The sequence below is a fragment of the Burkholderia contaminans genome, from assembly GCF_029633825.1.
In the GTDB taxonomy this organism is placed as follows: Bacteria; Pseudomonadota; Gammaproteobacteria; order Burkholderiales; family Burkholderiaceae; genus Burkholderia; species Burkholderia contaminans.
This window is the reverse complement of record NZ_CP090641.1, coordinates 2,335,550-2,361,422: the sequence shown is the minus strand read 5'-3', so window position 1 is coordinate 2,361,422 and position 25,873 is coordinate 2,335,550. Positions and strand designations below refer to the sequence as shown.

Genomic DNA, 25,873 nt, shown 5'->3' with positions numbered 1-25,873 from the left:
TTAGCCACGCGTTAAACATGTAGTCCATCGACGCCTCTACGATGCTCACATCGGCAACCTTCCGAGGCAACGCATCGTGGACCTTCACACTCTCAACACCCCGGCCGCCCTGATCGACGTCGGCCGCATGCAGCACAACATCGGCCGCATGCAGGCGCATCTGGACGCGCTCGGCGTCAGGTTCCGGCCGCACGTCAAGACCACCAAAAGCACGCAAGTCGTCGATGCCCAGATCGCGGCAGGCGCGCAGGGCATCACGGTGTCGACGCTCAAGGAAGCCGAACAGTTTTTCGCGCACGGTATCCGCGACATCGTCTACGCCGTCGGCATGGTGCCCTCAAAGCTGGGCCAGGCGCTCGCGCTGCGCCGGCAGGGTTGCGACCTGAAACTCGTCGCCGACAGCCTGCCGGCCGCGCACGCGATCGCCGAATTCGGGCGCGCACACGGCGAGCGCTTCGAAGTGTGGATCGAGGTCGACGTCGACGGCCACCGCTCGGGGATTCCGCCCGACGCCGACCTGCTGATCGACGTGGGCCGCGCGCTGGCCGACGGCGGGATGGTGCTCGGCGGAGTGCTCGCGCACGCGGGCTCCAGCTACGAATACAGCACGCCCGACGCGCTGGCGGCGATCGCAGAACAGGAACGCAGCCGCACCGTGCGGGCGGCGGAGCGCCTTCGGGCGGCCGGGCTGCCCTGCCCGGTCGTGAGCATCGGTTCGACACCCACTGCCCTCGCGGCGGAACATCTCGAGGGCGTCACCGAAGTGCGCGCCGGCGTGTACGTGATGTTCGACCTCGTGATGCACAACATCGGCGTGTGCGACCTGTCCGACATCGCGCTGTCGGTGCTGACCACCGTCATCGGGCACCAGGAAGAGAAAGGCTGGGCGATCGTCGACGCAGGCTGGATGGCGATGAGCCGCGACCGCGGCACGCAGCGCCAGGCGCACGACTTCGGCTACGGGCAGGTTTGCACCGAACACGGCGACGTGCTCGGCGACTACCTGATGAGCGCCGCCAACCAGGAGCACGGGATCGTATCGCGCGCGGGCACGCCCGACGCCGGCATCGCGCAGCAGTTTCCGATCGGCACCCGCCTGCGCATCCTGCCGAATCACGCGTGCGCCACCGGGGCGCAGCATCCCGAGTATCAGGCGATCGGCGAAGACGGCGGCGCGCAGACGTGGCCGCGCTTCTACGGGTGGTGAGCAAAACCGCGCCCCCGCGCCGCCCCGTCGATTCATTGACTATTTGTCCAAATCTGGACAAAATTTAAATCACCCCGATTTGCCTGGCGCCGAGCGCGCTTGCCCGAACATGCCGACAGACGACCGACTCCTGCTTCTCGACCGCGATGCCGTCGCGCCCGCCCTCCAGGCCGCGCAAGTGACGGCGGCCGTTCGCGAAGCCTTCGTGCTGCATAGCCAACGGGCCGGACGCGTGTTCCCGGTGGTGCGCGAGAAGCTGCACACCGGCGGCGTGTTCGGCATCAAGTCGGGCGATGTCGCGAATCAGGACCTGCTCGGTTTCAAGGCGGCCGGATTCTGGCCCGGCAACCGCGGGCTCGGCGGCGAACCGCATCAGGCCACCGTCGCGCTGTTCGACCCGGCCACGGGCCGGCCGCTGTGCATCATGGACGGCAATGCGATCACCACCGCGCGAACCGGCGCCGCCGGGGGCCTCGGGCTGCAACTGCTCGCGCGTCGCGACAGCGCGCGAATCTGCGTGTTCGGCACCGGCGTGCAGGCGCGCGTCCAGCTCGACTACGCGCTCGGGCTGCTGCCGCAACGGTGCACCGTGCAGTACGTGACCGTCAGCGGCGAGCCCGACCCGCTGTTCGAACCCGCCTTCCGGGAACGATGCACGATCGGCGTGGCGCGCGACCGGAACGACGCGGTGGCCAACAGCGACGTGGTCATCACGGCAACGCCCGGCGGCGGCCCGCTGTTCGATGCGGATGCGGTCAGGCCGGGCACCCACCTGACCTGCGTGGGCACCGATACCGCCGGCAAGCGCGAGCTGCCGGCAGGCGTGCTGGAGCGCGCGCGCATCGTCGTGGACGATCACGACCAGGCGCGCAGCATCGGCGAGTGCCAGTGGGCGCCGGATTTGCCACGCACGGAAATCGGTGACATCCTCGCGGGAACCGCGACGGTCGACCGCGCGCCGCACGAGATCACCGTCTTCGACATGACCGGGCTCGCGCTGCAGGACCTGACCGTCGCACGCTTCCTGTATCGGCAGGCCCTCGAAAACGGCACCGGAATCTCCATTCCGTGGCCCTGGTAAACGAAATTCCCCGTCAACCTCCATGCGTCTCACCCAAGTTTCCGCGCTCTCGTTCGACCTGGACGACACCCTGTGGCCGTTCGGACCGTCCGTCGTACGGGCCGAAGGGGAGCTGCGCACGTGGCTGATCGAGCACGCGCCCGGGACCGAGCACGTGCTGCCCACGCAGCAGGCGCTCAGCGACTTGCGTGAGGAATACGAACGATTGTGCCCCGACCTCGCCGGCGACTTCCGTGCGATGAGAATCGGCTCGATCCGGCTTGCGCTGGAGCGGGCGAACGAAGATGTCGCGCTCACCGACCGGGCGTACGCGGCCTTCTATGCCGCACGCAACCGGGTCGAATTCTATGACGATGCGTTGCCGGCGCTTGCGTGGTTGAGCGCGCGGTTTCCGTTGATCGCGGTGACCAACGGCAACGCGGATCTGCGGCTGACCGGCGGCGGCGAATTCTTTCGTGCGACGCTCAGCGCGCAGGCGTTCGGCGTCGCGAAGCCGGAGCCCGGCATCTTCCATGCGGCGGCGCAGGCGCTCGACGTGCAGCCGGCGGAACTGCTACATGTCGGCGACGATTACCACCTCGATATCGTCGGCGCATTGAATGCGGGGCTTCAGGCGGCGTGGGTGGTGCGCGATACGCATCCGGAAGCGGAGCGCGTGCAGCAGCAGGCCGCGACACCGCACGTCACGCTCAGCGACCTGTCGATGCTGTGCCGCATGCTCGGCGGGCCTGACGGCGTGGCGTGAGCACTTGCGTGCGCCGCGCTCGCGACGCACGCTTCACCATCCTGAAGCGCGGCCCGACTGCTGCTCGCCGAGCGCACCACCGTAACGGTCTGCCATGCCGATGCAACGCATGACCGGCCGCCGCCCGTTCACGCCGCCTTGCGCGCGTCCGCGATCCGCTGCGGCGCCTTCGGCCGCGCATACAGCCGTTCGAGATACGCACGCAACTGCGGAAACGATTCGATCAGGTTGCACTCGCCGGCCCAGTCGATCAGGTAAGCCGTCACGCAATCGGCCACCGTCAGCGTGTCGCCGACGATGAATTCGCGGCCTTCGAGATGCTTGTCGAGGATCGCGGCCATCGTCCTGAAATCCTCGCGCGCCAGCTCGATATCGGCCGGCGAGCGCTTCTCCGGCGGATAGATGAACGAGTGTCGCGTGATCCGCCACAGCGGCTGCTCGAGCTCCGTCACCGCGAACATGACCCACCGGTAAGCCTCCGCCCGCAGCGCCGGATCGACCGGCAGCAGCGCCTTCTGCGGGTACTTGTCCGCGAGATACAGCACGATCGCGGCCGACTCGGGAATCACGAGGTCGCCGTCCACCAGCACGGGCACCTTGCCGGCCGGATTGAGGCGCAGGAATTCGGGCCGCTTGTGTTCGCCCTGGAGCAGGTTCACCGAGATGAACTCGAAATCGGCATCCAGTTCCTTCAGCCCCCACAGCGCGCGTTGCGAGCGGGTGCCGGCAAATCCGTAAAGCTTCATCGCCAGTCTCCATCCAGAATGTCGGGAAAGCTTCCGCCTGCAGGCCACGGCGCATCGCCGATACACGACGCGTGGCCGCGCCCGTCGCTCACGCGCCGGGAATCGCCAGCACCGGCATCACGTCGACCGCCACCCCCGGGAACAGCGTGAAATGCGGATGACCTTCGAACAGCGCGGCCGCGGCTTCGTGCGAGGCTGCCCGCACGACGGTAAAGCCGCTCATCGCGTTCGCCGTGTCCTTGATGCCGGCGGCATCGATGGTCTTCGTCTTGCCGAGCGGCCCGCCCATCTCGACGATCGCGTCGCGATGCCGGTCGACCCACGCATGCCATGCGGCGATGCCGTCGCGCTCGCGCGTGCGCCGCTCCTCGTCCGGCAGCGCGATCCACGCTTTCATGGCCGGGCTGTCCTTGGTCCCGAGAAATACCGCGAGATACAACTGCTGTTGAGCACTCATGCTGTCTCCTCCGGTGACGGGCGCGACGGGCTGCCGTGCCTCGACCTTGACACGATAGGTTGATATCAACACAATTGCAACATGGCACGAAAAGAAAAGCTCCCTTTCGAAACGACGCTGATGGTGCGCGATTGCTGCCTGTGCCTGCACATGCAGCGCGCGGCGCGTAACCTTGCGCGGATCTTCGACGATGTGCTGCGCCCGCTGGATCTCACCAACGGCCAGTTTTCGCTGCTGATGTCGCTGAACCGGCCCCGGCCGGCGCCGATGAAATCGGTCGCGTCGCTGCTCGCGATGGACCGCACGACGCTCACGGCCGCGCTCAAGCCGCTCGAGCGGCGCGGCCTGGTCACGATCGTCCAGGATCCGGACGACCGGCGCAGCCGCCTGCTCGAACTCACGCAGGCCGGCCACGACCTGCTGGCCGAAGCGTTTCCGCTGTGGCAGCAGACGCATGCCGAGATCGAACGGCCGTTCGCGCCGGGGGAAGTCGATCAGTTGCGCGGCCAGTTGCGCGCGCTGTCGGTCGATCCGGCCGCCCGCGATTGAACCGGGCCGGCGCGCGGATCGCTGCGGCCAGGCGGCTTACTTCCGGCCCTTCTTCGGCAACAGCAGTTGCGCGAATTCCTGCAGGAAGGCCACGGGCCCATGCGCATGCAGCGCCTGCCCGCTGCTCAGCGCGCCGTCGATCACGGTCGCGAGCCGCAGTGCGAAGGTCTCCGGCTCGTCGACGCCGACCGCCCCCGCCAGCTCGGCCAGCCGGCGCCGGAGTTCCTGCTTGTGCGCGACGGCCACCTTGCGGGCCGGATGGTTGCCGTCCGCGTATTCGGCGGCGATGTTGATCTGCGGGCAGCCGCGATAGCCGGGGCGCGCAATGCGCTCGCCGATCCATTGCAGCTGCGCATCCAGTTCCTCGCGCGGCGTGCGCCGGTACTGCGCGGCCACCGCATCCCAATGCGCCCAGAAATCGGCGTCCTCGCGCAGCAGGAACGCTTCGATCAGGTCGTCCTTCGTCGCGAAGTGACGATAGAGGCTCGTCTTCGCCACGCCGGCCTGCGCGACGATCAGGTCCACGCCGACCGCGCGCGTACCCTCCCGATAGAACAGCTCGCTGGCCGTTTGCAGAATGCGTTCGCGCGTATCGGGCGCGCTCCCTGGTGACCCTGTTTCCTTTTTCATCCCGACCCGGCCTTGCCGGCCGCCCACTCCCGCAACAGTGAAGCGATCATAGCACCGCGTGCTTGACGACGCTACAGGTCTGTACTATAAAACAGACCGTTCTGTAGCGGAGTGGATCATGGATGATCGAATGACGGTTGCAGTCTATGGCGCCACGGGCCATACCGGGCGATTCGTCGTCGCGGAGCTGGCGCGGCGGGGCCTGCAGGCGATCCGCATCGGGCGCGATGCCGCGCGGCTCGCGAAGGACGGCAGCGACGCGACGCTCGCGCGCGTCGCCGCGATCGACGATCCGGCCGCGCTCGACGCCGCGTTGCGCGGCGCGGCGGCGGTGATCAACTGCGCGGGCCCGTACCTCGATACCGCGTTGCCGCTGGCCGATGCCGCGCTGCGGGCCGGCATCCCCTATCTCGACCTGACGGCCGAGCAACCGTCGGTGCTGGCGCTGGCCGAACACTGCGATGCGCGGGCGCGCGCCGCGGGCGTGACGCTCGTGCCGGCCGCGGCGTTCTACGGCGGCCTGGCAGACCTGCTCGTCACGGCCGTCGTCGCCCCGAACCGGCCGATCGAGCGCGTCGATATCGCGACCGGGCTCGACAGCTGGCACCCGACGCACGGCACGCGCGTGACGGGCGAACGCAATCGCGCGGTGCGGCTCGTGCAGAAGGACGGCAAGCCGGCACCGGTGCCGTCGCCCGCACGCGAACGCGCATGGCCGTTCCCGCCGCCGATCGGCCGCGTCGGCGTGACGCTGCTGCCGTTTTCGGAAGTGATGACATTGTCGCGTCACCTGCGCATCGATACGATCGAATCGTGGCTCGCCACCGTCGTGCTGCGCGACGTGCGCGATGCCGCCACGCCGCCGCCCGAGCCGACCGACGAAATGGGCCGCTCGGCGCAGCAGTTCGCGATGGACGCGATCGCCGTGCAGGGCGGCACGACGCACCGCGCGACGGCGCTCGGGCGCGACATCTACGCGGTCAGCGCACCGATCATCGTCGAGGCAGCCGTACGCCTGATATCCGGCCACACCGTGGCGCCGGGCGGTGTGCGCAGTCTCGGCGAGCTGTTCGATGCGCGCGATTTTCTCGCGGCGCTCGATACGGTGGCAGTATCGTTCGACACGACAACCGATCCGGTTTTCCACAAGGAGACGCAAGCATGAGCAGCAATGAGAAGGGCGCGTATTTCCGTTCGCTTCACCGCGCGGGCCACCCGCTGGCGCTGTTCAACGTGTGGGACGCCGGCAGCGCGCGCACGGCGGCCGACGCGGGCGCCGTCGCACTGGCGACCGGCAGCTGGTCGGTCGCGGCGGCCAACGGTTTCGGCGATGGCGAGCAGATGCCGCGCGCGCTGATGATGGAGGTGCTCGAGCGGATCACGCGAGCGACGGACCTGCCCGTCACCGTCGATCTCGAAAGCGGGTACGGCGAGCGGCCGGAAGATGTCGCCGAAACGATCGCGCTCAGCATCAAGGCCGGCGCGATCGGCTGCAATCTCGAAGACAGCTTCCCGGCGACCGGTGAATTGCGTGACGTCGACGCAGCGGCGGCCCGTCTCGCGGCAGCACGGCAGGCCGCCGATCGCGCGGGCGCCGACTACTTCATCAACGCGCGTACCGACGTGTTCTTCAACGCGCCGGCCGACACGCACGACGAGCGCCTGCTCGACGCCACGCTGGCCCGCGCACGCGCGTATGCCGCGGCCGGTGCCGACGGGCTGTTCGTGCCGGGCCTGAGCTCGCCGGCACTCATTCGCGCGTTGACAGCCGCGTCGCCGCTGCCGGTGAACGTGATGCGCGTCACGGAGACGCCGACGCTCGCCGACTTCGCGGAATACGGCGTGGCCCGCATCAGCCACGGGCCGTATCCGTACCTGCAGGCGATGAAGACGCTGGCGGAGATGGTCAGGCAAGGCGGCTGAGAGATTTGCAGGACGGACGGCGTCACGCGCGCACCGGACGATTACATCCCATGTAATTGGCGCACGACACGGCCGCTCCTACGCTTCGGGTGTCGCGCCGCCATTCCGGCGGCGCTCATCCCCCGGAGACATCATGTCCGCCTATCCGCTTCATACGATCGACTCGGCGCCGGCCGCATCCCGGCCCGTCCTCCAGCAGCTCCAGCAAACCTTCGGCATCGTCCCGAACATCGCAGCGGCCATGGCCGCTTCCCCGGTGCTGATCAACGGCTTCATCGGCCTGTTCGAGCGCGTGCACGCCAGCAGCCTCACCGAGCCGCAGATCCAGACGCTCCTGCTCACCAACGCGGTCACGAACGCGAGCGAATGGCCGGTCGCCTTCCATACCGCGCTTGCGCTGAAACAGGGTGTGACCCACGCCGACGTCGACGCGACCCGCCGCGGCGCCCTGCCCGGCGACGCGACACTGGCCGCGCTGTCGGCCACGGCACGCAAGCTGATCGACACCCGCGGCCGCCTGACCGACGCCGACCGGCAGTCGTTCCTCGACGCCGGCTTCAGCGACGAACAGTTGCTGGAAGTGATCGCGGTGGTCGCCGCATCGACGATCACGAACTACGTCGGCAGCGTGACGAAGCCCGCGCTCGAAGCGCCGTTCGACGCCTTCGCGTGGCATGCGAACGCCGCGTGAGTCCGATATAGTCGATCGCGTCCTTCACGGAACGCCCTGGGAGGCACGATGAACGCCAGCCGCCGCGAACCGCACGCGCCGCCGCACGAACTCGGCCAGTTGCTGCGCTACTGGCGCGACGTGCGCGGCGTGAGCCAGCTCGACCTGTCGCTCGACGCGGGTATCTCGCAGCGCCAGATCAGCTTCATCGAAAGCGGACGCAGCGTGCCGGGCCGCGACACGCTGCTGACGCTCGCGCAAACGCTGGACGTGCCGCTGCGCGAGCGCAACGCGCTGTTGCTCGCGGCCGGCTATGCGCCGGTGTATTCGGAAGCGTCGTGGGATGCGCAGGAGATGCAGGGCGTGATCGGCGCGCTCGAACGGGTCGTGCGCCAGCACGATCCGTTTCCGGCGATCGTGATGGATCGCCACTGGAACGTGCTGATGACCAACGACGCGGCGCCGCGCTTCTTCAGCTGCTTCATCGACATGGCCGCGCGCGACGGCCCGCGCAACCTGCTGCGCCTGATGTTCGATCCGCACGGCATGCGGCCGTTCGTGGCCGACTGGGAGACGGTGTCGCGCAGCCTGCTGCAACGCGTGCATCGCGAAGCGGTCGGCCGCGTGATCGATGACGACACACGGCAGTTGCTCGACGACCTGCTCGCGAGCCCCGATGCGCCGCACGACTGGAAAACGCCGCCGGTGCCGGCCGCCGCCCCGTCGCTGCCGGTCATCCCGATCGGCTTCGTGCACGAAGGTGTCGTGCTGCGTTACTTCTCGCTGGTCACGACGGTCGGGACGCCGCAAAGCGCCGCCGCGCAGGAGTTGCGCATGGAATGCATGTTCCCCGCCGACGATGCGACCGAAACGCGCCACCGGCAGTTGCTCGACGCGCACGCACCGGTGCGCTGAGCGGCGGGCCGGGCGGCCCGCCGGTACTACGTCATTCCGCCAGCGCGGACACCACGCCGACGCGCTTCGGCACGCCGGTCACGATCGTCGCGACCGCAACGGCCAGCACAACGGCTGCCGCGACGAAGACGCCGGCTGCCCCGTTCGCGTCGAACACGACGCCGCCGGCTGCCGCGCCCGTCGCGATTGCAAGCTGGATCGCCGCGACGATCAGCCCGCCCGCGCTCTCGGCCTCATCGGGCACGGTGCGCGTGACCCACGTCGACCACGCGACGGGCACGCCGCCGAACGCCATCCCCCACAACGCGACGAGTACCGCGTCGATCATCGGCGCGCGGCCGAGCGCGACGAGCGCCACGCCGAGCACGACCATCAGCGCGGGCATCCCGATCAGCATCGGCCGCAACCGGTGTTCGAGCACACGGCCGGCAAGCGACGTGCCGACGAAGTTCGCGATGCCGTAGCCGAGCAGGATCGCCGACAGCCCGTTCACGCCGACGCCCGCGACCTGCTCGAGGAACGGCCGCAGGTACGTGAAGAACGCGAAGTGTCCGGTGAACACGAGGATCGTCGCGAACATGCCGAGGCCGACGGTCGGCCGGCGCAGCACGTCGATCAGCGTGCGCAGCCGCGTCGTGCCGCTCGGCGGCATCGACGGCAGCGTGAGGATCTGCGACACGAACGCGATGCCGCCGAGCGCGGCCGCGATCAGGAACACGTTGCGCCAGCCGATCAGGTGACCGAAGTAGCTGCCCATCGGCGCGGACGCGATCGTCGCGACCGCCACGCCGCTGAAGATGATCGACAGCGCACGCGGCACCATCGCGGTCGGCACGAGCCGCATCGCGGTGGCCGTCGCCATCGTCCAGAAGCCGCCGAGCGCGATGCCGAGCACGACGCGGCCGATCAGCAGCATTGCCAGGTTCGGCGCGAACGCGACCGCCAGGTTCGACACAACGAGCAGCACCGAGAACACGAGCAGCACGCGCCGCCGGTCGATCGTGCGCGTCAGCGCCGAGATCAGCAGGCTCGTGACCAGCGCGACCGTCGCGGTGGCCGTGACGGCCTGCCCGGCCACGCCTTCGGTCACGCCGAGGCTGTCGGCCATCGGCGTCAGCAGGCTGGCCGGCAGGAATTCGGCCGTGACGAGCCCGAACACGCCGAGCGTCATCGCGAATACCGCGCCCCAGGCCGGTTCGCGGGGGGCCGCCGTCGAGGCGGCCGTGGAGGTTCCGGGATTCATGCGTGGTTCCGTGTCGGTTAGGGAAAGTACTGATGAGGGCGTATCGTAAGGAACCACGTCAGGACGGTCTATGACATACAATCCGTTCTTGTTGATCGTTCGTCCGAATCTCGATATGTCCGAGCCCCTGCTTCCGCCCATCCCCGATGCGCACGACCTCGTCAGCGAGCTGCTGCTGGGGATGCGCCTGAGCGGCGTGCAGTACCGCCGCATCCAGGTCGCGCGGCCGTTCGGGCTGAATTTTGGCCACGGGACGGGGCGCGCGCAGTTCCATTTCGTCGGGCGCGGGCCCGTGTTGCTGCGCGACGCGTCGGGCGCCACGATGCGGCTCGAAGCCGGCGACGCGATCCTGCTGCCGCGCGGCGGCATGCACGCGCTGCTGTCGGACCCCGATGCACCGTGCCGCGAGATCAACGGCTTCGAGGTCGCGAAGATCTGCGATACGGTCGCGTCGGTGGCGTCGGCCGGCGTGTCGCCCGCCCGTTGCGCGACGGCCGAGCCGGGCGCCGGCGATGCGCTGATCTTCAGCGCGTGCATGGAGCTCGATCTCGGCGGCATGCAGCCGCTCGTCGGCACGATGCCCGAGTTCATGCACGTCGGCACGCTGCTCGCGCGCTACCCGGAAATCCGCCCGATGCTCGACGCGATGGAGCGCGAAGCGTGCTCGGCGCGCGCGGGTTTCGCGGGCATCCTCGCGCGGCTCGCCGATGTGGTCGCGGCGTTCATCGTGCGCGGCTGGGTCGAATGCGGATGCGGCGATGCGACGGGCTGGGTGCAGGCGCTGCGCGAGCCGAAGCTCGGCCGCGCGATCGTCGCGCTGCATCGCGACCCGGGCCGCAACTGGAGCGTGGCGGAACTCGCGACCGAAGCGGGCGTGTCGCGTTCGGTATTCGCCGAACGCTTTCTCGCGGCCACCGGGATGACGCCGGTGCGCTACCTGACCGAGCTGCGGATGCGGCTCGCCGCGCAGTGGATCACGCGCGACCACGAGACGATCGAGGCCGTCGCGTACCGGCTCGGCTACGGCTCGCTCGCCGCGTTCAGCCGCGCGTTCAAGCGCGTGGTGGGCAAGCCGCCGGGCGCCGTGCGCGCGGACGGCGACGTGCGGGTCGAAGCGTAATGCGTGACGTGGCGCGCGTCACGCTTCATGCGTGATGCCGGCCGCGGCCGCCACGCGTCGCCCCGATTGCCGTCACGCGTGACGGCAGCGCTCAGTCGCTGCGCGCGTCCAGCCTGTCGACCAGCGCCGTCGCGCACTGCACGGCAAGCGCCGCGCACTGCTCAGCATCGACGACCACGCCGCTCGTCACGGTGCCTTGCACGATCCGGCCCAGCAATTCCTTCGAGAGATCGGCGATCTCGTGATCCCGTTCCGTCATGATGTCCCTCCTGCGCGTCGAGCGATCGCCTCGATGCGCTCACGTTCCCTGCCCGTTCAACGCCCTTTCGCCCGCACGACGATCTGCGCCTGCGTGTCGCGTTCGATGCGTTCGAGCGACGCGCGCAGCGCCGTGAATTCGTCCGCCGAACACACCTGACGGCCGAAATCCGCGGTCATTCGCCGCGTGACCTGCACGACGCGCGCGGCCGCGTCGAATACGTAATGCGACGTGAAGTCGACGAAGCGGTCGTGCACGGTCGTATCGGCCGGCAGGTCGGTCACCGCGACGTCCGCCGGCAGCGCGATCTGGCCGGTCTCGTCGAACGTGCCGCCGATGCAGCCCCACGGCTGCGTGCGCGCGGGCTCGGCGAGCCAGTTCTCGACCTGCGTCGCGATGCCGCCCGTGAGGCTCGACAGCGCGGGCACCGCGGTCGTGCCGTCAGGCCACACGAAATGATCGAGCGTGCCCGACATCGTCACGTCGAACGGTCCGTCGGTCACGCGCCGGTCGCTGGTCGACAGTTGCGCGCGGCCGCGCAGGCCGCTTTGCCGCAGCCGGTTGTTCGCGAGCTGGGCGACGGAGTCGGGCGTCGCGCGGCGAAACAGGTTGCGCTCGAGCTCGGCCGTCCAGCCGTCGTCCTCGACGTACGCATGAAAACGCGTCGCGCCCGCCCCGGCCGCATCGATCTCGACCCGCGCAAGGCGGCCGCGCGGCTGCGTGGCCGGCGTGCGCGACAGCACGCCGGTGTCGACCAGCAGCGCGGGACGGTCCATCACGATCGGCGGCAGATAGCCGAATGCGATGCCGGCCGTCGTCGTGTCCGCATAACGCGCGAGATCGGGCAGCCACGTGATCGCGTGGTTGATCGCGCCGCCGCCGTAGCCGGGCACCGACGGCAGCGCGTAGACGGACCCGAGATTGAGCAGCACCGGCTCGCTGCGGATGCCGACCGCCGCGAGCAGCGCGCCGAACAGCGCGACATGATCCTTGCAGTCGCCGTAGCGGTTGCGCAGGATGTCCGTCACGCGATGCGGCGCGGCGGCCGTTTCGCCGAGAAACAGCCCGACGTAGCGGATGTTCGCCTGCACCCAGTCGTACAGGATGCGCGCCTTGTCGCGCGGATCGGCGGCGCCCGCGGTGAGCGTGCGCGCCAGCTGTGCCACGGCCGGATCGTCGGCGCCCGGATCGACGGCCGCGTTGCGATAGCGCGCGGCGAACGCCGCGTAGTCGGGCAGCGTCGACACGACGAGCCGGTCGCCGTAGGTCGCGTAGCCGACCGCGCCGCTTTCGATGCGGTCGTACGGGCCGTGCCGGTAGTCGAATTCGTAGCGCGTGCGGCCGTTCGCAGTGACCGGCGGCAGCGCGACGTAGCCGCGCGCATCCGCGTACAGCGGCATGTCGGCCGGCACGTCGAAGATCAGCCGCTGGCTGTCGACCGGCTCCCGCGACGGCTCCACGGTATAGCCGAAGTAGCCGCGGTTGACCGGCTTCGTGCGGGTCTTGCGGAACGCCACGCGCGTGCTCGATCCGGCTTCGACGCCGGGAAACACGACCGTGCGCAGCAGCCCGTCCTGGAACGTCGGCGCGCCGGCCGAGCGCGGTTCCTGCACGTCGCGGATACCGTCCGCGCCGACCGGATGCGCGACCCCGTCGCGGTCGATCGTCTCGGCCGCGACCAGTTCCACCTTCTCGAGATTCCTGTCGAACCACACATAGCGCTGCGCGATGGCATCGATGCCGTTCGCGTCGTTCGCGCGCAGCGTCGAATCGTCGTGCTCGTCGAGCGAGCCGTCGTGCTGGATCACGAATTCGTGGACGTCGCTGACGATCGTGACGGGCGCGCCGCCGCCCGTGTCGACGGGAATGTCCGCGCGCTGCGATGCGCCGGGCGGTGCGGCATGCGCGTCCGGCAGGCCGAGCGCGAGCGCGCCGGCAAGCGTCCAGCCGAACACTCGGGGATAAAAGGGCACCACATCGCACCTCGTCGCGCCATGCTTGAAAACGCGGCCGCGCAACCCGGACCGGCGCGGCACGCACGCGTGCCGGCCAGTTTGTGCGCCCCGTGCGCGAGCGTCAAGCGACGGTCTGCGCGGCGGCTTCTACAATGAAAACGTCTTCACGGGCGACGGCTGGCGTGCGACGCAGCGGCCGCCCATGCGGCCGGAGGCGATATGGCAAACGGAATCGTGCAACTCGTCATGCTGCTGGCGTTCGCTGCGCTGCTGGGGCTGTTCTTCTACGCGCGGCGGCGGCGCGAGCGGCTGCGGGCAACGTATCGCCACGCGCACGTGCGGCGGCCGCATCGCGCGCGCAAGCGCGACCATCCGTGACGGCCCGGCCGACGGTCGCCGGCACGATGGGCTCGCCCGTGTCAGCGCGTCATTTGCAGTCGCCCGTGCGCTTGCCGCGATCGTTTTCATCAGCCGGGTGAGCCGTTTCGCCCGCCGCTAGCCGACGTTCATCGGCAGCAGCACCATCTGCTTGCCCTCGACGTGCAGCCGCGCCTGCAGCTCGACGGGCGTCTGGTTGTGCAGCCAGGCCGTGAGGAAATTCACGCGCCGGAAGATCAGCTTGCTCGCGAAGCACACGGCGTTCGGGTATTCGTCGAGCGTCGACGAAGCAAGGTTCATGAATTCGACGACGGGATTCGTGCCGAACGCGATCCGGTAATCGGCCGCGATGCCGTTGCGGCGGCAGTGCGCGACATAGTAGTCGAGCGATTCGGTGATCGCGTGGCGCAGCCGTTCGAGATGCTCGTGACCGTCGTACGCCTTCGCGTCGACTTCGCCGACCGCGAGGAAGATCACGTTGCGAAAGTGCCCGGGAAACAGCCGGTTGACCCACAGCAGCGCGTGCATGCTCGCGCCGCGATGCTTGCCGACCAGCAGCACGGCCGTCGGCTGCGACGGGTCGGGCTTGCCCGGCGCGCTCGCCTCGTCGACTTCGGGGGCCTTCCCCGAGAACAGCGCGTCTTCCTTCGCGAGCTGCGCACGCGTATAGGCGTAGTGCCGGTTGATCATGAAGCACAGCGCGATCACCGCGCTCGTCACGAGCACCGTGAGCCAGCCGCCCGCCGTGAACTTCTCGATCAGCGTGATGACGAGCACGGTCGCCGTCACGCTCAGCCCGAGCGCCGACAGGAAGAAGTGCTTGGCCCAGCCCTGCTGGCTGCGATGACGCCACCAGTACGTGCACAGCCCGAGCAGCGACAGGCTGAACGTGAGGAACACGTTGATGCTGTACAGCACGACGAGCACGTCGACGCTGCCGTGCGTCCACAGGAGGATCAGCAGGCTCGACAGCCCGACGACGATGATGCCGTTCTGCCGCACGAGGCGCCCCGACAGGTCGCGGAAATGGCGCGGCACCCATGAATCGGACGCCATGTTCGACAGCACGGCCGGGCCGTCGAGGAAGCCCGTCTGCGCGCCGACCATCAGCAGCCCGGCCTCGAACGCGAGCACGGCCGCGAGCAATGCGTGGCGCGCGAATGCCGAGCCGAGCCCGAGATGATCGATCACGCTGCCGAACACCACCGCGTTGAGCGTCTGGCCTTCGACGGGCCGCGCATGCCACAGCATGTACAGCAGGATGATGCCGCCGGCCGTGAACGCGAGCGACGTCGACATGTACCACATCGTCACCTTGCCGTTCGGCACGCGCGGGTCGGCGAGCATGTTCACGTTGTTCGACACGGCCTCGAGGCCCGTGTAGGTGCCGCCGCCGAGCGAGAACGCGCGCATCAGCAGCGCGAGCAGCACGAACAGGCCGAGCGACTGCGACATGCCGTGCGCTTCGTGCACGGCGTCGGGCACCACCATCGCGAGGCTGCTGCCGTGCACGGCGACGCCATACACGATCAGCGCGAAGTGCAGGACCACGAAGCCGATGAAGATCGGCAGCAGCACCATGATCGATTCGCGCATCCCGCGGAAATTGAGCCCCGTCATCAGCAGGATCAGCACGATCTCGGTCGTGAGCTTGAACGCCTGCGCGCTCACCGGCAGCAGGCTGAAGAACGCGTCGACGCCGCTCGCGAGCGACGTCGCGACGGTCAGCACGTAGTCGACCAGCAGCGCGGCGCCGGATACCAGCCCCGGCTTCGAGCCGAGCAGAGACGTCGCGACGCGGTACCCGCCGCCGCCCGTCGGGAACAGCTCGATCACCTGGTTGTAGCCGAGCGCGATGATGAACACGGTCGCCGCCGTCGCGAGTGCGAGGAACAGCGCGAGCGCATGGTGCTGGCCGAGCGCGAGAAACGCTTCTTCCGGGCCGTAGCACGACGACGACAGCCCGTCGGCGCCGAGCCCGACCCAGGCGAGCAGCGGCGTCACGGCGATCGCATGCCGCGTGCGCGGATCGAGCGGGTCGAGCGGCTTTCCGACGAGCAACTGCCACACTTTCTGGAACGTGGTCATGGTCCCCTCCCGGCGCGCCCGATGGCACGCGCTGCGTGATCCTTTAAAGCTAATCGACGCACGGGCGCAGCGCCAGTCCGCATCTTCCATAGGGGCCGCACGGCGGCCCGGCAGCGCTTTCAGCATGTAAGCGGACGCCGCCGGCGGCCACGCGCCGGATCGGCCGTTTACACGCATTCGCGCAACACGGCGAACCTGCCCGGCTACCTTTCCGGCCGCCGTCACACGCGTGGCGGCCCCGTCCGACGCGCCGCCCACCTTCTCCCGATACCGGCCCCGCCCCGCGCGCCGCCACCTTTCCCGCGCGCACCGATGCGGCCGCCACCCGCGTCCCGGTCGTGCGTGGTTCCTCGCAATTCGACTTTTGTGCGCGCGCAACAATGGCGGTGCCTCGCGCCCGGCGCCTTGCGGGACACTCGCCTCCCGCTCGGCACCGGGCGCGACGGTCTTCGAAAACCACATCTCACGAGGACATACCATGCAACTCCAATCCCATCCCGCGTGCCGCCCGTTTTATGAAGCCGGCGAACTCACGCAACTGACTGCCTTTTATGAAGAGGGACGTAATGTCATGTGGATGATGCTGCGATCGGAGCCGCGGCCGTGCTTCAACCAGCAACTCGTTACCGACATCATCCATCTCGCGCGCGTCGCACGCGATTCGGGCCTGCCGTTCGACTTCTGGGTGACGGGCTCGCTCGTCCCCGAGCTGTTCAACGTCGGCGGCGACCTGAGCTTTTTCGTCGACGCGATCCGCAGCGGCAAGCGTGACCTGCTGATGGCCTATGCGCGCTCGTGCATCGACGGCGTGTACGAGATCTACACGGGCTTCGGCACCGGGGCGATCTCGATCGCGATGGTCGAGGGCAGCGCGCTCGGCGGTGGTTTCGAGGCCGCGCTCGCGCATCACTACGTGCTCGCGCAGAAGGGCGTGAAGCTCGGGTTTCCCGAGATCGCGTTCAACCTGTTCCCGGGCATGGGCGGCTATTCGCTCGTCGCGCGCAAGGCCGATCGGGGCGTTGCGGAGCAACTGATCTCGACGGGCGAAGCGCACGCCTCCGAGTGGTACGAGGATCGCGGGCTGGTCGACCAGACGTTCGACGCGGGTGACGCGTATCTCGCGACACGCACCTTCATCGACGTGACGAAGCCGAAGCTGAACGGCGTGCGTGCGATGCTGCGTGCGCGCGAGCGGGTGTTCCAGCTGACGCGCTCCGAGCTGATGGACATCACGGAAGCGTGGGTGCATGCGGCGTTCACGATCGAGCCGAAGGATCTCGCGTACATGGAACGCCTCGTGATGCTGCAGAACCGGCGCGTGTCGAAGCTGCGCACGGTGTAATGCGACGGGCGCCGCCGCTCGCCGGCGGCGCCCGTTCGTGAACGAAGCTCAGGCGATCAGCCTGAGCTTTCTCGTCTCCGCGAGCCATGCCTCGAATGCCTGGGCCGGCATCGGGCGCGCGTAGTAGTAGCCCTGCGCGTGATCGACGTCGAGCTGCTTGAGGAATTCGGCTTCCGCACGCGTTTCGACGCCTTCGGCGACCACCGCGAAATTCAGCGCCTTCGCGAGCGACACGACCGAGCGCACCAGCGCCTGCGAGCGCGGATTGCGGTCGATGCCCGTGATGAAGCTGCGGTCGAGCTTGATCGCATCGAGCGGCAGGCGCGACAACTGCGACAGCGACGAATAGCCGGTGCCGAAATCGTCGAGATGGATCTGCGCGCCGAGCTGGCGGAACTGCCGCATCAGCCCGTTGGCCGCATCCTCGTCCTCGATGAAGCAGCTCTCGGTCAGCTCGATGTCGAGCAGGCCGGGCTTGAGCCCCGCGGCGTCGAGGATCGACGCCATCTGGTGCACGATGTTCATGTCCTGCAATTGCCGCGCGGACACGTTCACCGCGATCCGGATGCCGAGCCCCTTCGCCTTCCACGCAGCGGCCTGCGCGGCCGCGGTACGCATCACCCAGCGCCCGAGCGGCGCGATCAGGCCCGACTCCTCCGCGAACCGGATGAACTCGACCGGCGCGACGAGCCCGCGATCGGGCGACTGCCAGCGGATCAGCGCCTCGACGCCGTGCACGTCGCCGGTCGCGATATCGACGACCGGCTGGTAGTGCAGCACGAACTGCTCGTCTTCGAGCGCCTTGCGCAGGTTCGTGTCGAGCCACATGTACTTCGCGACCTTCTGGTTCATCTCCAACGAGAACACGCGGTACGTATGCTTGCCCTCTTCCTTCGCGACGTACATCGCGGTATCCGCGCTGCGGATCAGCGTCTCGAGCGAGTCGCCGTGCTGCGGATGCATCGCGATGCCGATCGAGCAGCTCGTGTAGACCTCCATCAGCCCGAGATGGATCGGCGTGCGCAGCCGTTCGAGAATGATCTGCGCGGTCGCTTCGAGCAGCGGCCGCGTGCCGTGCTCGAACAGCACGAGGAATTCGTCGCCGCCGAGCCGCGCGAGCGTCGCGCCGGACGGCAGGCAGCCGCTGATGATCGCCGACACGTCCTGCAGCAGCCGGTCGCCGGTGATGTGCCCGTAGTGATCGTTGACGCGCTTGAAGTTGTCGAGATCGAGGAACAGGATGCCGACCTGCCCGCGCGTCGCGGCGGTCTCGGCGGCGATCGCCGCGTGGATGCGCTCGCTGATCGCGTGGCGGTTCGGCAGGCCGGTCAGCACGTCGGTGTTCGCGAGTTCGATGAGCCGCTGCTGCGCGCTGCGCTCCTCGGTGATGTCGATGCCCGAGCAGATCAGGAACTGCTCGTCGACGCCGCTGCCGCTCTGCACGAACTTGTTGCGGAACTGGAACAGGCGCGGCCCGTTGACCGTGTTGATGTAGCGCTCGACCGCGAACGAATGGTTGCTCGCGAAAAAGCCCGTGATGTTGCTGCGCGACTGCGCGCCCTGCTCCGGGCTCATGAACAGCTCGAACGCGCTGCGGCCGATCACGTCGACCTCGCGCTTGCCCGTCACTTCCTCGCACAGGCGGTTGAAGCGCTGCACCATCCCGTTGCGATCGAGGATCACGACGAGCGAATTCACTTCGGACACGACCTGCTCGGCGAACGCGAGCCCGTGCGCGAGATCGCACGCGACGGATTCGGCATCGGAATAGGCGGACGCCGTGCCGGCCCAGTTGGTCGTGTCGACCTTGCGGCCGACGAGATGGAGGCGAACCGGCTCGCCGAACAGCGTGATGTCGAGCACGAGGTGCGACGTGACACCGGTCAGCGCGCGGATGCGCTCGGCCTGTTCGCCCGTCAGCGCGACGGCGACGTTGGTCAGGCCGCGAACGGCCGCCAGTTCGAGTGCATTGCTGTCGCTGCCGAGACGCCAGCAGGGGCTGCGCGTACCGACGTGCGCCTCGAGCACCGCGCTATCGTTTTCGTCATCCATGGAGACGCCCCGATCCAGAAAAAACGCACAGTGTAGACGGAGGCGAGCCGGCCGACCGCCCTGCCGGGCCGCGCGTGATGCGCGCCCGGAAAGGCGGCCGTGATTGCCGTGATGATGGGCCTCGTCCCGTACTTGTTTCCCGCTAATGCGACCCGGCGTTCGCGCGTCATGCGCGCAGGTGCTGCCTAACGAATGATGAGACCAATCTTATCAAATGACGATCAGGATTGGCACTCACATTTAGAGCAGAGTGTCAAGGAATTGGGACTCGATTGGCAAGCCGGACTTTTCATGATGGGCAGCCGGATCAATCGGAGTTGCGGCGCTGCGCAACGGGTTCGGCGAATGGGCTGAGCGCCCCGCCAGGCGGGCGTTTGCGGCTGGTTCCAGCGGTCAGCGAGCGTGCGGTGACGCGACCGCGTCGACAGGGTCGGATCGCCGTTCGGCGACCCGATTTTTCGTCGATTTTGATTCCTTTTGTGCGTTAATGCGCGGATTTATTCCACAGTCCGTTGCAATGTCGTTCGCGCACCGGCGGCACGGCTCAGCCCGCCGCGCCGTATCCGCCGCCGCCCGGCGTTTCGACGACGAAGACATCGCCCGGCGCCATCTGCGCGCGGCCGATATGGTCGAGCGCCTCGACCGTGCCGTCCGCGCGCTCGATCGTGTTGCGGCCGAGCGCGCCGGCCTCGCCGCCCGCCGCACCGAACGGCGCATGAATCCGGTTGTTAGACAGGATCGACGCGGTCATCGGCGCCAGGAAGCGGATCCGCCGCACCGCACCGTCGCCGCCGCGCCAGCGCCCGCCGCCGCCCGACCCGGCGCGGATCCGGTGCGAATCGAGCCGCACCGGGTAGCGCCATTCGAGCACCTCCGGATCGGTGAGCCGCGAGTTCGTCATGTGCGTCTGCACCGCGCCGACGCCGGCGAAACCGTCGCCGGCACCGCTGCCGCCCGCGATCGTCTCGTAGTACTGGTACTGATCGTTGCCGAATGTGAAGTTATTCATCGTTCCCTGGCTCGACGCGACGCAGCCGAGCGCGCCGTACAGCGCATTGGTGATGGCCGACGACGTCTCGACGTTGCCCGACACGACCGCCGCCGGATACTCGGGGTTCAGCATCGAGCGCGCGGGCACGATCACCGTGAGCGGCTTCAGGCAGCCGGCGTTCAGCGGGATGTCGTCGCCGACCAGCGTGCGGAACACGTACAGCACGGCGGCCATGCAGACGGCCTTCGGCGCGTTGAAGTTGTTGTCGAGCTGCGCGGACGTGCCCGTGAAATCGATTTCCGCGCGCCGCGCCGCGCGGTCGACGCGAATCGCGACGCGGATCTCCGCGCCGTTGTCGAGCGGATAGCGGTACGCGCCGTCCTGCAGCGCGCCGATCACGCGCCGCACGGCTTCTTCCGCGTTGTCCTGCACGTGCCCCATGAACGCGAGCACGACGTCGCGGCCGAACTGCGCGACCATCCGGCGCAGCTCGTCGACGCCCTTCTGGTTCGCGGCGACCTGCGCGCGCAGGTCGGCCATGTTCTGCTCGACGTTGCGCGCCGGGTAGCGGCCCGACGCGAGCAGCGCGCGGGTTTGCGCATCGCGCAGCGTGCCGGCCGACACGAGCTGCCAGTTGTCGATCAGCACGCCCTCCTCGTCGATGTGGGTCGAATCGGGCGGCATCGAGCCCGGCGTCGTGCCGCCGATGTCCGCGTGGTGGCCGCGCGAGCCGACGTAGAACAGCGGCGCGTCCGAACCGTCCGCGAACACCGGCGTGATGACCGTCACGTCCGGCAGGTGCGTGCCGCCGTGATACGGGTCGTTCAGCATGAACACGTCGCCGTCGCGCATGCGGCCGCGGTTGCGCTCGATCACCGTGCGGATGCTCTCGCCCATCGAGCCGAGGTGCACGGGCATGTGCGGCGCGTTCGCGATCAGGTTGCCGTCGCCGTCGAAGATCGCACACGAGAAGTCGAGCCGCTCCTTGATGTTCACCGAGTACGCGGTGTTCTGCAGCCGCAGCCCCATCTGCTCGGCGATCGACATGAACAGGTTGTTGAAGATCTCGAGCCGCACCGGGTCGGCGTCCGTGCCGAGCGAGCGGCGCGTCGGCAGCGGCGTGGTGCGCGTCAGCACGAGGTTGCCCTGCGCGGTCATCTGCGCACGCCAGCCGGGCTCGACGACGGTCGTGCCGTTCTGCTCCGCGACGATCGCCGGGCCGTCGATCGCGTCGCCGGCCAGCAGCGTGTCGCGCACGTAGAGCGCCGCGTCGTGCCATCGGCCGCCGGAGTAGAAGCGCACCGCGGAATGGGCGCGCAGCGCGGCCTCGTCGCCCTCGTTGCGCGGCGCGAGCGGTGCAATCTCCACCGGCGCGTCGGAGCGGCCGATCGCCTCGACCGACGCGAGTTCGGCGACGAGCGGCGTGCCCGGCATCAGGAACGCGTAGCGCTGCCGGTAGGCGGCTTCGAACGCCTGCTGCATCGCCTCGACGCTGCCGGCCGGCACGTCGAGCGTCGAATCGGTGCCCTGGTAGCGCAGGTGCACGCGCCGCTCGGTCGCGATCCGCTCCGGCGGCACGCCCTGTTCGAGCAGCGCGCCGGCGGCCTCGTCGGCCAGCCGGTCGAGCGCGGCATTCAGCACCGGCAATGAATCGTCGGACAACACGGCCTCGACCGCGCGCTCGCGCATCGCGGTCTGGTCGGCGAGGCCCATCCCGTATGCCGACAGCACGCCCGCCAGCGGATGCGCGAACACCTGCGTCATGCCGAGCGCATCGGCCACGCCGCACGCGTGCTGGCCGCCCGCGCCGCCGAACGTCGTCAGCACGTAGCGCGACACGTCGTGGCCGCGCTGCACGGAAATCTTCTTGATCGCGTTCGCCATGCTGCCGATCGCGATTTCCAGGAAGCCTTCGGCGAGCGCCTCGGGCGTCTCGCGCCGCCCGGTGGCCGCGTGGATCTCGTCGGCGAGCGCCGCGAACTTCGCGACCACGCCGTCGCGGTCGAGCGGTTCGTCCGCGTGCGGGCCGAACACGCGCGGGAAATGATCGGGCTGGATCTTGCCGAGCATCACGTTGCAGTCGGTCACCGTCAGCGGGCCGCCACGCCGGTAGGCGGCCGGCCCCGGGTTCGCGCCGGCCGACTCGGGCCCGACGCGCAGCCGCGCGCCGTCGAAGCCGAGCACCGAGCCGCCGCCCGCGGCCACCGTATGGATGCTCATCATCGGCGCACGCATCCGCACGCCGGCCACCTGCGTCTCGAACACGCGCTCGAACTCGCCGTGGTAGTGCGACACGTCGGTCGACGTGCCGCCCATGTCGAAGCCGATCACGCGCTCGAAGCCGGCCGCCTGCGCGGCGCGCACCATCCCGACGATGCCGCCGGCCGGGCCCGACAGGATCGCGTCCTTGCCCTGGAACGCATCGGCGCGCGTCAGCCCGCCGCTGCTCTGCATGAACTGCAGGTTCACGCCGGGCATCTCGTGCGCGACCTGCTCGACATAGCGGCGCAGGATCGGCGACAGGTACGCATCGACCACGGTCGTATCGCCACGCGACACCATCTTCATCAGCGGCGACACCTCGTGCGACACCGACACCTGCGTGAAGCCGATCCGGCGCGCGAGTTCGGCCAGCATGCGTTCGTGTGCGGTGTAGCGATAGCCGTGGATCAGCACGATCGCGAGCGCACGCACGCCCGAGTCGAACACGCGGCGCAACGACGCTTCGGCACCCTGAACGTCGAGCGGCACGACCACCTCGCCGTGCGCGCCGACGCGCTCGTCGATCTCGACGACGGTCTCGTACAGCGCATCGGGCAGCACGATGTCGAGGTCGAACAGGCGCGGCCGGTTCTGGTACGCGATGCGCAGCACGTCGCGAAAGCCGCGCGTCGTCGCGAGCGCGGTGCGTTCGCCCTTGCGTTCGAGCAGCGCGTTGGTCGCGACCGTCGTGCCCATCTTCACCATGTCGACGCGCTCGGGCGTGATCGGCTCGCCGGCCGCGAGGCCGAGCAGGTGGCGGATGCCGGCCACGGCCGCGTCGCGGTATTGCTCCGGGTTCTCCGACAGCAGCTTGTGCGTGACGAGCGTGCCGTCGGGCCGGCGCGCGACGATGTCGGTGAACGTGCCGCCGCGGTCGATCCAGAATTGCCAGCGCGCGGCGTCGGAGGGAACGGGGGAAAGGTGTCGGTCAGTCATGATGTCGGGTCGATGCGTCGTGGAATCGAGGGACGAGCGCCGCCGCACGGCGCGCGGCGCGCGCCGTGTCACGGAGTCGATCAAGGGGAATGAAAACGAAGGGCCGGCCGCCCTTGCCGCTTACGCGGCGTCGAGTTCGCGGCCGCGGGTCTCGGGCAGCGTCAGCGCGGCGACGATCACCACGCCGTACGCGGCGACCGCGAAGATGCCGATGCTCGTGCCGAGCCCGTATTGTTTGGACAGCGCGCCGATCAGGAACGGGAACAGCGCACCGATCGCGCGGCCCACGTTGTAGCAGAAGCCCTGGCCGGAGCCGCGCACACGGGTCGGGAACAGCTCGGTGAGGAACGCGCCCATCCCCGAGAAGATGCCCGACGCGAAGAAACCGAGCGGGAAGCCGAGCCACAGCATCGACGCGTTGGTCAGGTGCAGCGACGTGTACGCGAACGCGATCACCATCGAGCCGACCGCGAACAGGATGAAGTTCGGCTTGCGGCCCAGGCGGTCAGTCAGGTACGCGCTCGTCAGGTAGCCGACCCACGAGCCGAAGATGATCATCGCGAGATAGCCGCCGGTGCCCATCACCGTGAGGTGCCGCTCGGTCTTCAGGAAGGTCGGCAGCCACGTCGTGATCGCGTAGTAGCCGCCCTGCGCGCCCGTCGTCAGCAGCGCCGCGCGCAGCGTCGTCGTGATCAGCTTCGGCGCGAAGATCTCGGTGAGGCGCGGCGCATCGGCCACTTTCGCCTGCGCGGCCTTCTCCTTCTCGTAGACGTCCGGCTCCTTCACGTAGCGGCGAATCGCGACGACCAGCAGCGCGGGCGCGAGGCCGACGAGGAACAGCGCGCGCCACGCCTCATCGGCCGGCAGCACCGAGAACAGCAGCGCATACAGCAGCGCGCAGAGCCCCCAGCCGATCGCCCAGCCCGACTGCACGAGGCCGACCGCCTTGCCGCGGTCGCGCGCACGGATCACCTCGCCGATCAGCACCGCACCGGCCGTCCATTCGCCGCCGAAGCCGAAGCCCATCAGCGCGCGCGCCGCGAGCAGCTGGTGGTAGTTCTGCGCGAGCCCGCACAGCGCGGTGAACACGGCAAACCACAGCACGGTGAGCTGCAGCGTGCGCACGCGGCCGATCCGGTCGGACAGGATGCCGGCGATCCAGCCGCCGGCCGCCGACGCGAGCAGCGTGATCGTGCCGATGAAGCCCGCATCCGCGAGCGAAATGCCCCAGGTCGCGACGAGCGTCGGGATCACGAACGACAGCATCTGCGTGTCCATCCCGTCGAGCATGTAGCCGACCTTGCAGCTCCAGAACGCGCGGCGCTCGCGCGGCTGCGCGTCCCCGTACCACGAGAACAGGCCGCCGCTCTCGGGGCTCGCGGGCTCCGCGGTGTTCGCCGCGAGGGTCTTGCTTTCCATGGTGGTGCTCCTGTCGTTGTGCGCCGTCAAATGGCGATCGTGCGTGCGGGGGGGTGTCGTGCGTGTGTGTCGTGCGTGTGTGTCGTGCGTGTGTGTCGTGCGTGTGTGTCGTGCGTGTCGTCGCCGCGCGTCAGAACACGGCCAGCGACGCGTTCGTGATGTCGGTCATCAGCATGTGGCCGGGCGTGTGCGCGATCGCGATCGGCAGCTTCGCGTCCATCAGCGCGGTTTGCGGCGTCACGCCGCACGCCCAGAACACCGGCAGCTCGCCGTCGCGGATCGTCACCGCGTCGCCGAATTCGGGGGCGTTCAGGTCGGCGATGCCCAGCTCGCGCGGATCGCCGAGATGGATCGGCGCGCCGTGCACGCCCGGAAACCGGCTCGTGATCTGCACCGCGCGGATCGCGTCGGCGCCGCGCATCGGCCGCATCGACACGACGAGCTGGCCGCCGAAGATCCCCGCACGGCGATTCGGAATCGACGTGCGGTACATCGGCACGTTGCGCCCCTCCTCGACGTGGCGCAGGCCGATTCCTTCGCGGGCCAGCATGTCCTCGAACGAGAACGAGCAGCCGATCGCGAATACGACGAAATCGTCGCGCCACAGCGCTTCGAGCGACTCGACGCTTTCGGTCAGGCGGCCGTCGCGGTACACGTTGTAGCTCGGCACGTCGGTGCGGATGTCGAGATCCTCGCCGAGCGCATCGACCCGGAACGCGCCCGGTTCGCCGACGCCCAGCAGCGGGCAGGCTTTCGGGTTCGCCTGGCAGAAGCGCAGGAAATCGTGCGCGACCGCCTCGGGCAGGATCGCGAGGTTCGCTTGCGCGTACGGGCCGCAGTGGCCGGCGGTCGGGCCGCGGAACGCGCCGTGGCGCACGGACTGGCGGAATTCGGAAGGCGTCATG

The 25,873-nt window shown here is 68.9% G+C and carries 22 protein-coding genes; 11 read left to right on the top strand and 11 right to left on the bottom strand.

All coding sequences use genetic code 11. The features are described from left to right. The first annotated feature begins 76 nt into the window (after positions 1-76). From LXE91_RS28295 to LXE91_RS28285, 3 genes are all read left to right on the top strand, one after another. Positions 77-1,207, top strand: a complete 1,131-nt coding sequence (locus LXE91_RS28295) for a DSD1 family PLP-dependent enzyme (RefSeq protein WP_039354486.1) — start codon at positions 77-79, stop codon at positions 1,205-1,207. A 109-nt stretch (positions 1,208-1,316) separates the two neighbouring features. Then, positions 1,317-2,288: an ornithine cyclodeaminase family protein gene (locus LXE91_RS28290; RefSeq protein WP_039354484.1), complete on the top strand. Its 972-nt coding sequence runs from the start codon at positions 1,317-1,319 to the stop codon at positions 2,286-2,288. Between the two features lie 22 nt (positions 2,289-2,310). Then, positions 2,311-3,033, top strand: a complete 723-nt coding sequence (locus LXE91_RS28285) for an HAD family hydrolase (protein ID WP_039354482.1) — start codon at positions 2,311-2,313, stop codon at positions 3,031-3,033. A gap of 128 nt (positions 3,034-3,161) precedes the next feature. On the opposite strand, the gene LXE91_RS28280 is transcribed toward LXE91_RS28285, so the two are convergent. Beyond that, entirely contained in the window at positions 3,162-3,779 is a 618-nt protein-coding gene (locus LXE91_RS28280) for a glutathione S-transferase family protein (protein ID WP_039354480.1), read from the bottom strand. An 88-nt stretch (positions 3,780-3,867) separates the two neighbouring features. Next, positions 3,868-4,236, bottom strand: a complete 369-nt coding sequence (locus LXE91_RS28275; RefSeq protein WP_039354478.1) for a hypothetical protein — start codon at positions 4,234-4,236, stop codon at positions 3,868-3,870. A gap of 81 nt (positions 4,237-4,317) precedes the next feature. Between LXE91_RS28275 and LXE91_RS28270 the strand changes: the two genes are divergently transcribed. Next, a complete protein-coding gene (locus LXE91_RS28270) occupies positions 4,318-4,785 on the top strand; it encodes a MarR family winged helix-turn-helix transcriptional regulator (RefSeq protein ID WP_039354476.1) in 468 nt (155 codons plus the stop codon). Positions 4,786-4,821: 36 nt separating this feature from the next. On the opposite strand, the gene LXE91_RS28265 is transcribed toward LXE91_RS28270, so the two are convergent. Continuing rightward, complete coding sequence (locus LXE91_RS28265) at positions 4,822-5,415, bottom strand: TetR/AcrR family transcriptional regulator (RefSeq protein WP_039354474.1); 594 nt, start codon at positions 5,413-5,415, stop codon at positions 4,822-4,824. A gap of 118 nt (positions 5,416-5,533) precedes the next feature. On the opposite strand from LXE91_RS28265, the gene LXE91_RS28260 reads away from it, so the two are divergent. The 4 genes from LXE91_RS28260 to LXE91_RS28245 all read left to right on the top strand — a co-directional run bounded on the left by LXE91_RS28260 (position 5,534) and on the right by LXE91_RS28245 (position 8,923). Further along, on the top strand, positions 5,534-6,580 hold the full coding sequence (locus tag LXE91_RS28260) for a saccharopine dehydrogenase family protein (protein ID WP_039354472.1): 1,047 nt from the start codon (positions 5,534-5,536) through the stop codon (positions 6,578-6,580). Further along, positions 6,577-7,338, top strand: a complete 762-nt coding sequence (locus LXE91_RS28255) for an isocitrate lyase/PEP mutase family protein (RefSeq protein ID WP_039354470.1) — start codon at positions 6,577-6,579, stop codon at positions 7,336-7,338. The genes LXE91_RS28260 and LXE91_RS28255 overlap by 4 nt, the downstream gene beginning before the upstream one ends. A gap of 133 nt (positions 7,339-7,471) precedes the next feature. Continuing rightward, complete coding sequence (locus LXE91_RS28250; RefSeq protein ID WP_039354468.1) at positions 7,472-8,029, top strand: carboxymuconolactone decarboxylase family protein; 558 nt, start codon at positions 7,472-7,474, stop codon at positions 8,027-8,029. Positions 8,030-8,077: 48 nt separating this feature from the next. Beyond that, positions 8,078-8,923, top strand: coding sequence for a helix-turn-helix domain-containing protein (locus LXE91_RS28245; protein ID WP_039354467.1), 846 nt, complete (start codon positions 8,078-8,080; stop codon positions 8,921-8,923). A gap of 31 nt (positions 8,924-8,954) precedes the next feature. On the opposite strand, the gene LXE91_RS28240 is transcribed toward LXE91_RS28245, so the two are convergent. After that, complete coding sequence (locus LXE91_RS28240; RefSeq protein ID WP_039354466.1) at positions 8,955-10,166, bottom strand: MFS transporter; 1,212 nt, start codon at positions 10,164-10,166, stop codon at positions 8,955-8,957. A gap of 70 nt (positions 10,167-10,236) precedes the next feature. Here LXE91_RS28240 and LXE91_RS28235 point away from each other — a divergent pair, with 70 nt between their 5' ends. After that, a complete protein-coding gene (locus LXE91_RS28235) occupies positions 10,237-11,286 on the top strand; it encodes an AraC family transcriptional regulator (protein WP_039354465.1) in 1,050 nt (349 codons plus the stop codon). A gap of 91 nt (positions 11,287-11,377) precedes the next feature. Here the strand turns inward: LXE91_RS28235 and LXE91_RS28230 are convergent, their stop codons facing one another. Both LXE91_RS28230 and LXE91_RS28225 read right to left on the bottom strand, forming a co-directional pair. Continuing rightward, positions 11,378-11,545: a hypothetical protein gene (locus tag LXE91_RS28230; protein WP_172625573.1), complete on the bottom strand. Its 168-nt coding sequence runs from the start codon at positions 11,543-11,545 to the stop codon at positions 11,378-11,380. A gap of 56 nt (positions 11,546-11,601) precedes the next feature. Continuing rightward, positions 11,602-13,518, bottom strand: a complete 1,917-nt coding sequence (locus LXE91_RS28225; RefSeq protein WP_321199981.1) for a DUF3857 domain-containing protein — start codon at positions 13,516-13,518, stop codon at positions 11,602-11,604. A 201-nt stretch (positions 13,519-13,719) separates the two neighbouring features. Here LXE91_RS28225 and LXE91_RS28220 point away from each other — a divergent pair, with 201 nt between their 5' ends. Beyond that, positions 13,720-13,878, top strand: a complete 159-nt coding sequence (locus LXE91_RS28220) for a hypothetical protein (protein WP_157644934.1) — start codon at positions 13,720-13,722, stop codon at positions 13,876-13,878. 117 nt (positions 13,879-13,995) lie between these two features. On the opposite strand, the gene LXE91_RS28215 is transcribed toward LXE91_RS28220, so the two are convergent. After that, the gene (locus tag LXE91_RS28215) at positions 13,996-15,966 is read right to left on the bottom strand and encodes an APC family permease (protein WP_039354462.1); all 1,971 of its coding nucleotides are present in this window, start codon (positions 15,964-15,966) and stop codon (positions 13,996-13,998) included. A 478-nt stretch (positions 15,967-16,444) separates the two neighbouring features. On the opposite strand from LXE91_RS28215, the gene LXE91_RS28210 reads away from it, so the two are divergent. Then, positions 16,445-17,308, top strand: a complete 864-nt coding sequence (locus tag LXE91_RS28210) for a crotonase/enoyl-CoA hydratase family protein (protein ID WP_039354460.1) — start codon at positions 16,445-16,447, stop codon at positions 17,306-17,308. 48 nt (positions 17,309-17,356) lie between these two features. Here the strand turns inward: LXE91_RS28210 and pdeR are convergent, their stop codons facing one another. The 4 genes from pdeR to LXE91_RS28190 form a co-directional block, all read right to left on the bottom strand. After that, positions 17,357-19,360, bottom strand: a complete 2,004-nt coding sequence (pdeR, locus tag LXE91_RS28205; RefSeq protein WP_039354456.1) for a cyclic di-GMP phosphodiesterase — start codon at positions 19,358-19,360, stop codon at positions 17,357-17,359. Between the two features lie 544 nt (positions 19,361-19,904). Then, positions 19,905-23,549, bottom strand: coding sequence for a hydantoinase B/oxoprolinase family protein (locus tag LXE91_RS28200; protein ID WP_039354704.1), 3,645 nt, complete (start codon positions 23,547-23,549; stop codon positions 19,905-19,907). Positions 23,550-23,669: 120 nt separating this feature from the next. Beyond that, a complete protein-coding gene (locus LXE91_RS28195; RefSeq protein WP_039354454.1) occupies positions 23,670-24,968 on the bottom strand; it encodes an MFS transporter in 1,299 nt (432 codons plus the stop codon). Between the two features lie 130 nt (positions 24,969-25,098). Beyond that, complete coding sequence (locus tag LXE91_RS28190; RefSeq protein WP_039354452.1) at positions 25,099-25,872, bottom strand: putative hydro-lyase; 774 nt, start codon at positions 25,870-25,872, stop codon at positions 25,099-25,101. Position 25,873 lies beyond the last annotated feature (1 nt).